Below are 11,629 nucleotides of genomic sequence, written 5' to 3'. Positions count from 1 at the left end.
AACCCGCGTATTCAGCTTGGGAAGTCGATTCGAGGCGTCCCCTAGCTTCCGTCGGTGTTCGTAGACTGCTGTTACCTGGGCTGATGTGTCCAGTAGCGTCCGACGTTGTAGGCGAAGGTCTGCGCACGTTGTGACAACACCGTGACACCGAAAGCGGACGCCTGGTGCTCGTCTGAGATCTACCTGCCGCGGTGCCCGCCGGCGGAGTAATAGCGAGGGCGGACCTACTCTACTCATGGCCCGCGGTGTCCTACTGGGAATCGATTGGTTCAGCGGACAACCGCCCTAGTCGCCACCGATGTGTTGGGACGATGCCGCGCCCGCTCATAGACATTCAACTGGTCACTGCGCCACCACTTGGCGTGTAGTCCGCGCTCGTTCCGGTGGCCGCAGACCCGCATTCGAGGAGGGTTGTCGGCCGGATCCCTGGTCGCCGGACCTCGTCGGGCAACTCGCCGCGACCAACCAGGGGTTTGAAGGTTTGCACGCGCGGGACTGTGCGGCCGACGGCGCCGCGAACTGACCGTCTATTGGTGGCAATCGTCGAGGTGCGCGACAGTTGGCCGTGTAGGCGAGACCAGGCGCTGATCCGGTGGGTCGCCTACCGACCGACTTGTCCGTCGAACGTCTTACGTCAGAACAAACCTGATACCGAAAGCCCGGATGATCGGTAGGCTCTCGGCGATTTGCATAGGTGCCGCGGGGTCGTCGCGCCTAATGACTTTGTTGCCCGGAAACTCTTATTGCACTCGAACTATTCGGAGGCGCTTGCGGTGTGGCTAGATAATGAAACTGAAATTGACTATGTCAACTTCAGTGGCGTCGCGGAGTCAGTCGCAGAATTAATCGTACAGGCCGACGGAAAGCCGCTATCGATCGGCGTATCAGGTCCGTGGGGCGCGGGTAAGTCTTCAATGATTAAGCTGACTAAACAGGCACTAGCGAGCCGGCAGGCGCCGAGTGCTGATGATGCTGAAGACCGAGAAAAGTACATATTTGTCGATTTCAATGCGTGGCTCTATCAGGGATACGACGATGCGCGTGCAGCCCTCATGGAGTCGATCGCGGTGAAGTTAGCTGAACTTGCGGTTGACCGCAAAACGGGCATCCAAAAGACGCAAGACTTCTTGAAGAGCATCGACTGGTTCAGGGCAGCAAGTTTAACCGCGGGATCCGCCGTCGCCCTGGCACTCGGACTCCCTCCAGTGGGAATGCTGGGCCAGGCCGCGAACCTCATTAAGCGTGTACGAGATTCTGGCGCTGACTCCGAGGTAATTGAAGATGGTCAAGCACTGGTAGAGCAGGGTATCGATACCGCAAAAGGTCTTGTGAAGCCACGTGCGCAACAGCGCGGAGAGTCCGCACGGGAGAAGATCGCCGAACTTCGGTATTCCTTCGAGAAAGCGTTGGAGGAACTAGGCGTAACGCTAGTTGTCCTGATCGACGATTTGGATCGATGCATGCCTGAGACTGCAGTCTCAACGCTCGAAGCGATTCGACTCTTTCTATTCCTCGAAGGCACCGCATTCGTCATTGCAGCCGATGACCAGATGATTAAACACGCAGTACGAAGACATTTTGATAATCCCGATGAATCGCTTGTTATCAACTATTTCGATAAGCTTATTCAAATACCTATAAGAGTTCCGCAGCTGGGAACTCAAGAAGTACGAGCGTATATGTTTTTGCTTTTCGTACACGCAAGTAGCCTGTCGGCAGATAACAAAGAAGCCATTCGCGAGGCAATAATAACGCGCCTGCGAGAGAGCTGGCAGGGCAAACGAATCGATCGCATGTTCGTGGAGTCGCTGAACATCGAGTTGCCGGCGGACCTTGTGCTACAGCTGGATACTGCAGACCGATTGGGCCCAATCATGACGAATGGCAGCGGGATCGCTGGCAACCCCCGATTGATCAAGAGATTTCTCAACGCGCTCTCGATCCGGATGACGGTATCGCGCACACAAGGCGTCAGTGTTGATGAGGCAGTTCTCGCCAAGTTGATGCTGTTCGAACGTCTTGCCCCCGATGGGCTGTACGCCGAGCTGGCGACCGCGATAATCAAAGACCCCGGCGGTCGACCGTCTGTCATTGCGACCTGGGAGAACCGACCTGCCGATAAGCCGTTCGATCTAGATGGTCTTTGGGATAACGATTTCGTACGAGACTGGTTGAACCTCCGGCCAGCACTCGGAGATCTCGATTTACGTGGCGCGCTATATGTAAGCCGCGAACACCTCCCTGTCATTACACCTGAGGATGGTCTTTCGTCCCGGGCTTCCGAGATTCTGTCGGCGCTACTCGATTCGCCAGAAGTTGCAAGTCAACTCACGGACGACGTAACACAGCTAGCGGCGGTCGAACTGAACACCATCATGGGCCGTCTGCTCGATCAGGCCCGTCGTGAGGAGGTATGGGGAACACCGGCGATCCTGGAGGCATTGCTTGTGCTGGCACGCGCAAACGATGGTATCGCGAAACGGCTTTCAGGTTTCCTCGGCGATCGGCCAGCATCTCAGATCCAACCTGACATTGTGCCCAAAATCGCCGATGAACCCTGGGCAAAGGATCTGTTCAAAGCTTGGTCCAGTAACAACGTATCTGCTCCAGTGGCTGCCGCAATGAAGATGGACTAAGAGTTGGGGACTTCGCAAAGCAGCAGCGGGCCGAACTCTGGCACCGCGCTCGTGCCACCTTGGGCATCGCCGCTGGACGGAAGCGCGGAGTCCGCTGACTCCGATAGTGTTGAGGAGGATTCTGGCGAAACCTCTGACGACGTTGCCGGCAGTGAGCCGAACTATGGCGTACCAGTTGCGCCTCCGAGGAGATTTGCCTCTGCACGAACAAGTCTGGGGCACTTCTCTCGAACTGGGGACACTGAGCGACTTCGGTCGGGAGTGGCTTCCTATGTGTCCCAGGGCTACGCCGGAGCGTCTACGCTAACCCGTCGAATGGGGCGGACGGGGTCAACAGCGTCTGCCCTCTCCCGCGCGCTCAACCCGGAGTCGGCTGCTCAAGCTCTAGGCATCGATCTATTGGCCGGGAGGTCAGCAGACGAGATTATGGACGCTGTCGTCGAGGCTGTTCGTCCGCACGACGGAACCCTCGACGCGGAATCATCGCGAGAGGCAGTGCGAACAGCGTTGTCCGACTTGCTCCACCAATATCCTGAGGCAGATCTGCTCTCGTTGACGGACCAGCAACGGGAGTTCGCAGTTGAGCGATACACCGCCGAGGATGTCTTCAGGAGATTTTGTCTAGACGTCGGCAAGCATATTTTGTCTAGAGCGCCTGACAAAGTAACGGGACTAGCGAGACTTAAACAGGTGCGAAGCTACATCCGTGAGGTTGTAGCTCAGTCATTTCGCCGGCTTCGCGAGCAAGGCCTTAGTTTGACTAGTCGATCGGTAGGGGGCACCGTGCGTCAAGCGCTCGCTGATACTTTCACAGTGTTCGAAAGCTACGCTCTATGAAGTTTCGTGCGATTATCGATCTGGAGCCAGCCGCCGATGGCGGTGTCAGGCGAGCGGATGAATACGTGCCCTTCTCGCTCTATGGTCAGCCGAGTAGCGGCATTGAAATGTCGGTAGGCGGAGCCGTTCTCAGTTCAATCAGGCGCAAGCAGCTCGCCCCGTCTACGATCGCCTGGGACTTTCTGTCAATTGCGATGTCGGCAATTCTTGTGGACGCGGCGAGTTTACGAGCGCACAGCCCGGACGGCTGGACGCGGGAGTTGACGCTAGAAATACCGGTGTCAGACCCTGCGAGATGGTCTGCGAATGCCCCTGCATTAGAGGCGGCATTGTCGTTTCTTACAACGGACATATGGACTTTGCGTTTTAGCAAGGGGACTCCTCATAGTCAACCCGCCAAGCACCCGGTAGTGCCAGAAAATGATTGCGTTGCAATGCTTTCGGGTGGATTAGATAGCCTCATTGGCGCAATCGACCTAGTGTCAGATGGTCGCCGACCCTATTTAGTAAGCCAGACAGTGCGGGGAGACCGACGCGCTCAGGAGGAGTTTGCGGCCGAGGTGGGGGTTTCAGAACATATCCAGCTGAACCACAACGCACGAACCGGCCAGGCTGTAGATGAGGCCTCGCAGCGTTCACGATCGCTCGTGTTCATTGCGTACGGGGTGCTAGTGGCGTCCACCCTTGCTGCGACAGCTGAAGGGCGAACTGTTGAGCTTTTTGTGAATGAGAATGGCTTCATTGCAATCAATCCGGCAATGACACCGATGAGAGTGGGGAGTCTCAGTACCCGGACTGCGCATCCGCTGTATTTCCGCTTGTTGCAACAGGTTTTTGATGCCATGGATATCAGGGTGAGACTATCTAACCCATACAAGTTCCAGACCAAAGGCGAGATGCTTGCTAACTGCGCGAATCAGGAGCTTCTCCGGCAACTCGCGCGCAGGAGCACCAGCTGCGGCCGATACCAGCGGTACGGATACACTCACTGTGGCAGATGTATTCCGTGTCAGGTGCGACGTGCTGCCTTTTTGCGTTGGCCGGAGCCAGATTTGACTGGTTACGTTTTTGAGAACCTTGGCGCTCAAACTGAACATTGCGCGGGCTTTGATGATGTGCGGTCGTTGGCAGTTGCGCGCCTAGTGATAGCCGACGAGGGGTTAGCGCGATGGCTTGGAACCGCACTTAGCTCGGTGCCGAGCGACGACAAGGCGCCGACCCGAGATATGCTGTCGCGTGCCATGGGTGAACTAGGAGCGCTACACGACAGCTATGGCGTCGGCTGATGATGGTCGACTTCCACTGCCATCTGGATTTGTACGATAACCCATCTGAGGTCGTTGAACACACGCAAAGCTTCAGCGTCGCAACCCTTTCGGTCACCACGACACCCTCCGCTTTCGCTGGGACACGTGCGCTGGGTGCTGGCAAGTCGATGATCCGTACGGCGCTCGGACTGCATCCAGAACTGGCTCACCTGAGATCTCATGAGCTGTCGCTGTTTGACGACTTGATTGCATCGACTCAGTACGTGGGCGAAGTTGGACTAGACGGTAGCAGTCGATTCGCAGCGACTCAGTCGAAACAGCTTGAAGTTTTTCGCCACGTACTTCGACGATGTGCGGATGTCGGTGGGCGCCTTCTGTCTGTGCACAGCAGGCACGCGGGTCACGAGGTCATCGATGCGATTCGGCAGTTCCCTGGGTTGGGCACTCCTGTGTTGCACTGGTACACCGGTGGTGTTAGGGATCTAGAGGCTGCGATTGAGCTGGGTTGTTGGTTCAGCGTTGGACCCGCGATGGTCGCCACCAGCAACGGACGTCGACTGGTCGCTCGAATGCCATGGGACCGGATAGTGACTGAATCCGACGGCCCATTTGCCCGGGGAAAAGCCGGTCCGTTGCATCCCTGGGAGGTGGGCGCGGCCTACGGCCCTCTTTCGAATATTTGGAATGTTGATCGCTCCGAGGTGGATTCGCGGATTCAGCAGAACTTTCAGCGGCTGTTAGCAACCGGCAGTGGGGCGGCGAGTTGACCCACTCGAGTGCAGCGGACCCCTGTGTGTAGGCAGTCTTGCGTGTCCCCGGAGTAGTCCGACTCGGCGGGATCGCTGTCGATGTCGATGATGTCGGCGGAGATCCGGGAACTATTAAGCCGATTGGCTAAGTCTGGGTCGAGTCCCAACAAACCGGAGAAGCTGGGCGTACGGAGCACGTCGGATTAGGGCATCGTCGGTGCGTCTATTTGCGCTCGTCCAGCAACGTCCGGGGATCAACCCCCAGAAACTCCGCGATCTTCTCCAGTGTTTGAAGAGTTAGATTGCGCTCGCCGCGCTCGACTGAGCTGAAGTACGTTCGGTGGACACCCATCCGCTCCGCGAACGCTTCCTGGCTGTAGCCCTGCTCCAGGCGGTGCCGGCGTAGGTTGCGGCCCACGACCTGTTGAAGCTGACCCTCCATAACGGCGCCCACGTTTCCGCGCCGCTACTTGAAGGTCTACATACTTATAAGTAGCATCCGGGTACCTCGTTGCCGCCCCGTGCTGGTGACGGAACGGATGAGTGGACTGGACGCGAGTAGTAAGGCCGCACTGGAGGGTGCATGGACTGGACAATGGAACAGCCTGACTACTGGGTGTCGGGGGTCTACGCGCTGCAGAAGGTCGCAGCGCCGGACCGTCCGAAGCGTCACGCGTTCCGGGTGATGAGCGCCCCACGGCACTTCCGTGGAGACCGCATCTACGACACGATCGACCTCGCAAAGAGTGCGTGCGACTCCCAAGAGCGACTCCACCAGAACATCGTTGAGGCCGGCCCGGTGACCCCTGAGCAGGGTCGGGTCGTAGCCGACGCCTTCGCCGAGGGGCGCGCCCGTGACCGGCAGACGCGCACGCGGCGTTCCGCTACTGCTCGGCCGCCGAACGGCTTGGTCCGCAGAGAAATCGCCGGCCAGTCACGCCCGAACGAGGAGGTGTTAGCCGAATGGCAGGCGAAGGTCGCGGAGAACCCGATGTGGAGCGTCTGGTACGGCGAGGCCGAGGATATCTTTCGGTGGCGAGTCGCGTTTGATTGTGGCTGCACGAGGGAGCGGCTCAGTAGAAGCGACGACCCGCAAATCCTTCTTGACCACTCAGACACAGACGTGTCTACGGGACGGAGGTTGCCGCCAGGGCAGTACCGGTGTTCGGGTGAGCACGAGAATGTGTCATTTCCGCTGCGCGACTTTGCCTCATGGGACGGCTTTACACGCCGGTACGTGGAAGCGGATCCGGTCGACTGCCCAGACTATTGCGTCGATCTCGGCCAAGAGTGGTGGGATCGACGTCGACGCAAGGAGCCTGGTTGGATCCATGATTGGGACGCGACGTTGACCTGCGGTCACCCCGTCAGTGTCGGATTGCGGGACGTCAACTGGAAGCCGGAAGAAATCCGGCAGCGGGTCACCCCGGAGCGCCTGGCCGAGTTGAGGGCGCGCTACGAGGACGAGGATTGCAGAGATCAGTTCGTAGACAAGATGCTTGAAGCCGGTTGGCCCGCGTTGGGAAGATACCGAGATTGCGATCTATGTCCGGTCGTGCGGAAGATTGTCGCCTTTGAACCTCTGGGGTGGTTAGTTCCGCCTCCGCCGCGACCGCGCAAGCAGAGGTCACCGCGGGAACGCATGCAGGCGAGGCTTATGCAGGCTGAGCGTGAAGCCGAGCGCATCCGCGAGGAGCTGAAAGGGCTCGACGGCGCTTAGGCTCGGGCTCTCCGTGCACAGCAGCGGAGCTCCGGGGTAGACACAGCCGACATAGAGAATTCGGTCAGGTGATGGTGAATCCACCGTCTACACATATCGTCTGTCCATGTACGTAACTCGCGGCATCTGAAGCAAGCCACACTAGTGTCGCAGCAATCTCGTTCGGTGTGCCGAGCCGCTTAATCACCGTGCGCTGCGCAAAATTCTCCAGTTTGGACTCGTCATAAACTGACGTCATCTCCGTCTCGACGTACCCGGGTGCGATGGCGTTGACGCGGATTCCTCGGCGCGCTGCCCACTGTTGCGCAAGATCGCGGGTTAGTCCGATGACAGCCGCCTTACTCGCTGAGTATGCGGCCTGGGGTAATCCCGCGGTCGTGATCCCCAGGACGCTTGCAATATTGATTATGGTCGCCCCGGCGCCCATTTGGCGCGCGGCAGCTTGGCACAACCAGTACGTGCCGTTGAGGTTGGTATCGATCACGGAGCGGAACTGTTCGGGTGTTTCCTTCATTGCGGATACAGCGGTTCCGACGCCCGCGTTGTTGACGAGTATGTCGACTCGGCCCAACTGTTCGACCGCAGCATTGATAAGTCTTGTGCACTGCTCAGGGTCGGCGATATCGACTGTGACCGCTAATGCCTGTCGACCAGTACTTTTGCCGATTTCCTCGGCCACCGCGCCCAGCTCGGTGGTACGTCGCGCAGCGAGCACGACATCCGCGCCGGCCTCTGCCAAGGCGGTGGCGAAGGCAACGCCTAATCCCGAGGAAGCGCCGGTAACTACCGCTACACGATCGTCGAGGCGGAAACCGTCGAGCACTGACATCGGCGTCTAACTCCCGGTCCAGGAGGGTGGACGTTTCTCGGCGAACGCTTGGGCACCTTCGCGCGCATCGTTGGATGCGAAAACCGGGATACAGATCTCCTCTTGTCGCTGCCACGACTCGGCGGGAGACCAGCTATCGGATTCGGAGATGATCTTCTTTGTAGCCACGATCGCGAGCGGCCCGTTCGCCGTGATCTCCGCAGCCAGATCGAGTGCCACCGCTAACGCAGTGCCGGGTTGAGCCAGGTGGTTGACGAGGCCAAGTTCATGAGCGCGTGCCGCATCCAGGCTTTTCCCGGTTAGCGCCAGCTCGACGGCTATCTGGTACGGGATACGACGAGGCAATCGCAAAAGGGCGCCGCCACCAGCAACCAGACCGCGTTTGACCTCGGGGACACCGAACTGGGCCTCGGTCGAAGCGACTATGAGGTCTGTCGCGAGCGCCATCTCGGTGCCGCCTGCGAGGGCGTAGCCTTCGACCGCGGCGATGACGGGTTTAGCTGGTGGGTTCTGAGTGAAGCCCATGCCCCGGCCGGGTATGGCTATCTCTTCTCCTCTGGAGAAGGCCTTGAGATCCATTCCTGCGCAGAAGGTTCCACCTGCGCCCGTGAGTATGCCCACCGAAAGAAGCGGATCACCGTCCAGTTCGTCCATGGCGTCGGCGATGCCGCGGCTGACTGCGCCGTTGACGGCGTTCTTGGCGTGAGGTCTGTTGATCGTGATGATGAGGACCCTGCCGCGTCGTTCGGTGAGGACGTCACTCGAAAAATCTTCCGGTGGGCTGTCCTTGGCGGGCATGAGATCTCCTTGCAGAGCCTTGTTCGTGGGTGCGGTCGTCGGGCGCCGTCTTGGCTCGAACCGTGGAATTGGGTGCGAAGCTGCAACATCGGCTGACCGGGTTTGCCAGGCCCTGAGGCGCTTCTGTAGATCGGCTTGCAGATCGATATCACGGCGCCGGATAACCGCGATCGAAACAGAGATCGCTGCGTCGTAGTCGCCCGCTCCGAGCATGGCGAACAACATATTTCGCTCGCCTTGGCGCATCGCGGGTCTGCATTGGTCTGCCAGTGCCCACGCAAGGTTCGAGCCGATGTCGATCGTCATTGAATGCTCACCCCGTCGACGTGATCCGAGCTAGAAGCCCATTCCGCGGCCGACGATGTCGAGCATGATCTCGTTGGTGCCGCCGTAGATTCGCTGCACACGGGCATCTCGCCACAGGCGGGCGATCTCGTATTCGTTGACATAGCCGTATCCGCCGTGCAGCTGCAGGCAGCGGTCGACGATCCGCCATTGTGTCTCGGTGGCCCACCATTTGGCACCTGCTGCTTCGTCGGCGGTGAGATCGCCGGCATTGACGGCCATGATGGCTTTGTCCACGTAGGTCTGGAGGACATCGACCTCGGTGGCCATCTGGGCGAGAGCGTGGCGATTAACCTGGAAGGTACCGATGGGCTGGCCGAATGCCATACGGTCGCGAGCGTATTCGATGGACAGGTGCAGAGCTCGGCGCGCCTGCGCCGCAGCGTGGATGGCGATACCCAGACGTTCCGCGGGCAAGTTGGTCATCAGATGGTAGAAGCCTCTATTGAGCTGCCCGAGCAGGTTCGCAGCGGGCACCCGAACCTCGTCAAATATGAGTTCTGCTGTATCAGCAGACTTTTGGCCGATTTTGTCGAGCTTGCGGCCGCGAGTGAAACCCTCCATGCCGGCTTCGACCACGAGCAGGCTGATGCCTTTGTGCGGCGCAGAGGCTTCGGGGTCGGTGCGACAGACGACGATGACAAGATCGGCGAGCAATCCGTTGGAAATGAAGGTCTTGGATCCGTTGACGATGAAGTCGTCGCCATCGCGTCGCGCGGACGTCGAGATCTTTGCCAGATCAGATCCCGCTCCGGGTTCGCTCATCGCGATAGCGCTGATCAGCTCGCCGGTGATGTATCTGGGCAGCCAGCGATCCTTCTGTTCGTCGGTGGTCAGGTTGTTCATGTAGCCGGCGACGATGTCGTTCTGAACTCCTAACCCAATACCGACTGCTCCTGTCGCGTGGAACTCCTCGGTCATGATCGCGTTGAACCGGAAGTCGTGGATCGCTGCGCCGCCATACTGCTCGGGCAGTTCCCAGCCGATCAAGCCGAGTTTGCCGGCTTCCAACCACGCATCTCTGTCGACGTAACCCCGCTGCTCCCACTCGTCGGTGTGCGGGACGCATACCGCCTCATAAAACGATCGGGCTGTAGCCCGGAAGTCGTCGTGCTCAGGTTCGAAGATGTCGCGTCGCATGAAGGCACTTCTCTTTCGACGTCCTTGTCCTTGCGGGAAATCCGCTGAATGTCACCAAACTATACGTGTATAGTCGGCCTGTACGCAATCGTCTGAACGCGCGTTCTCGCGATATGAGCACAAGGAGAAGTAGATGCGTGATGCGGTCATCGTGGCAGCTGCCAGGACCCCTATCGGTCGCCGCAACGGCGGCCTCAAGGATGTCCATGCCGTCGATCTCTCGGCGGTGATCCTGCGTGAACTTGCCAGCCGCAGTGGGATCGATCCACTCGTCGTCGACGACGTGCACTGGGGCAACGTGATAAGCATCGGACAGCAGTCCGGCAATGTCGGCAGGATGGCAGTGCTGGCGGCCGGTTGGCCGGAAAGCATTCCCGGATTTACTCTCGACCGTCAGTGCGGATCTTCTCAGCAGGCTATTTCAACGGCAGCGGCAGCTGTGATCTCCGGACAGGCCGACGTCGTGATCGCCGGCGGAGTGGAAATGATGTCGGGGGTGCCGATGACCGCGGCCTACGTCGAAGGCACCGGGGAGATGGGCGGAAGCGCTGTCGACCGCTATGCCTCGGCGCTGACCGGTCCGGGATTCAACGGCCGCTTCAACCAAGGCGCGGGTGCAGAACTGATCGCCAAGGAGTACGGCTTCACCCGCGGCCAACTCGACGAGTACGCGTTGCTGTCGCACGAGCGCGCCGCCAAGGCACAAGACGAGGGTGCATTCGATGATGAGATCGTCGCTGTGCCGGCTCAGGATTCGCACATCGTCGCCGATGAGGGGGTGCGGCGCGAGTCGAATTTGGAGTCTTTGGGCAAGCTCAAGACACCGTTCCTGGCTGACGGCAAGATCAGCGCCGGCAACAGCTCACAAATCTCCGACGGCGCGGCCGGTGTCATCGTGACGACTTCTGAACGGGCAGCCAGCTTGGGGTTGGATCCGCTGGCGCGCGTGCACACCGCGGTCGTCACGGGCGATGATCCGGTGAAGATGCTGACTGGGCCGATACCTGCTACTGCGCTGGCACTGAAGCGCTCGGGGCTGTCGATTGAGGACATCGACGCCTTTGAGGTCAACGAGGCCTTCGCTTCGGTTCCACTGGCCTGGCAAGCCGCAGTCGGTGCCCCGCTCGACAAGCTCAACCCCGTCGGCGGTGCTATCGCGCTTGGTCACCCTCTGGGGTGCTCAGGCGCCCGCCTAGCCACCACACTGATCCACCATTTGCAGCGGACCGGCGGCCGGTTCGGTTTGCAAACCATGTGCGAAGGCGGCGGCACCGCCAACGCGACCATCTACGAACGCCTTTCGTAGC

Annotated in this window: 10 protein-coding genes; 6 read left to right on the top strand and 4 right to left on the bottom strand. The window is 59.5% G+C overall.

Going from position 1 to position 11,629, the window contains the following annotated elements; translation table 11 throughout:
• Positions 1-773 precede the first annotated feature (773 nt).
• The 4 genes from ASE48_RS27735 to qatD are packed head-to-tail and all read left to right on the top strand — an operon-like array spanning position 774 to position 5,508.
• A complete protein-coding gene (locus ASE48_RS27735) occupies positions 774-2,636 on the top strand; it encodes a KAP family P-loop NTPase fold protein (RefSeq protein ID WP_057170372.1) in 1,863 nt (620 codons plus the stop codon).
• A gap of 51 nt (positions 2,637-2,687) precedes the next feature.
• Positions 2,688-3,473, top strand: a complete 786-nt coding sequence (gene qatB / locus ASE48_RS33915; RefSeq protein WP_442928770.1) for a Qat anti-phage system associated protein QatB — start codon at positions 2,688-2,690, stop codon at positions 3,471-3,473.
• Positions 3,470-4,759 carry a Qat anti-phage system QueC-like protein QatC gene (gene qatC, locus ASE48_RS32370; protein ID WP_082614462.1) on the top strand — a complete coding sequence of 430 codons (1,290 nt, stop codon included), beginning with the start codon at positions 3,470-3,472 and terminating at the stop codon, positions 4,757-4,759. The genes qatB and qatC overlap by 4 nt, the downstream gene beginning before the upstream one ends.
• Entirely contained in the window at positions 4,759-5,508 is a 750-nt protein-coding gene (gene qatD / locus ASE48_RS32365) for a Qat anti-phage system TatD family nuclease QatD (protein WP_200962277.1), read from the top strand. The genes qatC and qatD overlap by 1 nt, the downstream gene beginning before the upstream one ends.
• A gap of 205 nt (positions 5,509-5,713) precedes the next feature.
• Here qatD and ASE48_RS27730 read toward each other — a convergent pair whose 3' ends face one another.
• The gene (locus ASE48_RS27730; RefSeq protein WP_057170371.1) at positions 5,714-5,932 is read right to left on the bottom strand and encodes a helix-turn-helix domain-containing protein; all 219 of its coding nucleotides are present in this window, start codon (positions 5,930-5,932) and stop codon (positions 5,714-5,716) included.
• 153 nt (positions 5,933-6,085) lie between these two features.
• Here ASE48_RS27730 and ASE48_RS27725 point away from each other — a divergent pair, with 153 nt between their 5' ends.
• Complete coding sequence (locus ASE48_RS27725) at positions 6,086-7,210, top strand: hypothetical protein (protein ID WP_156409404.1); 1,125 nt, start codon at positions 6,086-6,088, stop codon at positions 7,208-7,210.
• Between the two features lie 64 nt (positions 7,211-7,274).
• Here ASE48_RS27725 and ASE48_RS27720 read toward each other — a convergent pair whose 3' ends face one another.
• The 3 genes from ASE48_RS27720 to ASE48_RS27710 form a co-directional block, all read right to left on the bottom strand.
• The gene (locus ASE48_RS27720; protein ID WP_057170369.1) at positions 7,275-8,039 is read right to left on the bottom strand and encodes an SDR family NAD(P)-dependent oxidoreductase; all 765 of its coding nucleotides are present in this window, start codon (positions 8,037-8,039) and stop codon (positions 7,275-7,277) included.
• A gap of 6 nt (positions 8,040-8,045) precedes the next feature.
• Positions 8,046-8,837, bottom strand: coding sequence for a crotonase/enoyl-CoA hydratase family protein (locus ASE48_RS27715; RefSeq protein ID WP_057170713.1), 792 nt, complete (start codon positions 8,835-8,837; stop codon positions 8,046-8,048).
• Between the two features lie 336 nt (positions 8,838-9,173).
• Positions 9,174-10,322, bottom strand: a complete 1,149-nt coding sequence (locus ASE48_RS27710) for an acyl-CoA dehydrogenase family protein (protein WP_057170368.1) — start codon at positions 10,320-10,322, stop codon at positions 9,174-9,176.
• Between the two features lie 133 nt (positions 10,323-10,455).
• Here ASE48_RS27710 and ASE48_RS27705 point away from each other — a divergent pair, with 133 nt between their 5' ends.
• The gene (locus ASE48_RS27705; RefSeq protein WP_057170367.1) at positions 10,456-11,628 is read left to right on the top strand and encodes a thiolase family protein; all 1,173 of its coding nucleotides are present in this window, start codon (positions 10,456-10,458) and stop codon (positions 11,626-11,628) included.
• Position 11,629 lies beyond the last annotated feature (1 nt).

The sequence above is a fragment of the Mycobacterium sp. Root265 genome (assembly GCF_001428895.1).
In the GTDB taxonomy this organism is placed as follows: domain Bacteria; phylum Actinomycetota; class Actinomycetes; order Mycobacteriales; family Mycobacteriaceae; genus Mycobacterium.
The sequence above is the reverse complement of the archived record's forward strand: the minus strand, read 5'-3'. Positions and strand labels throughout refer to the sequence as shown.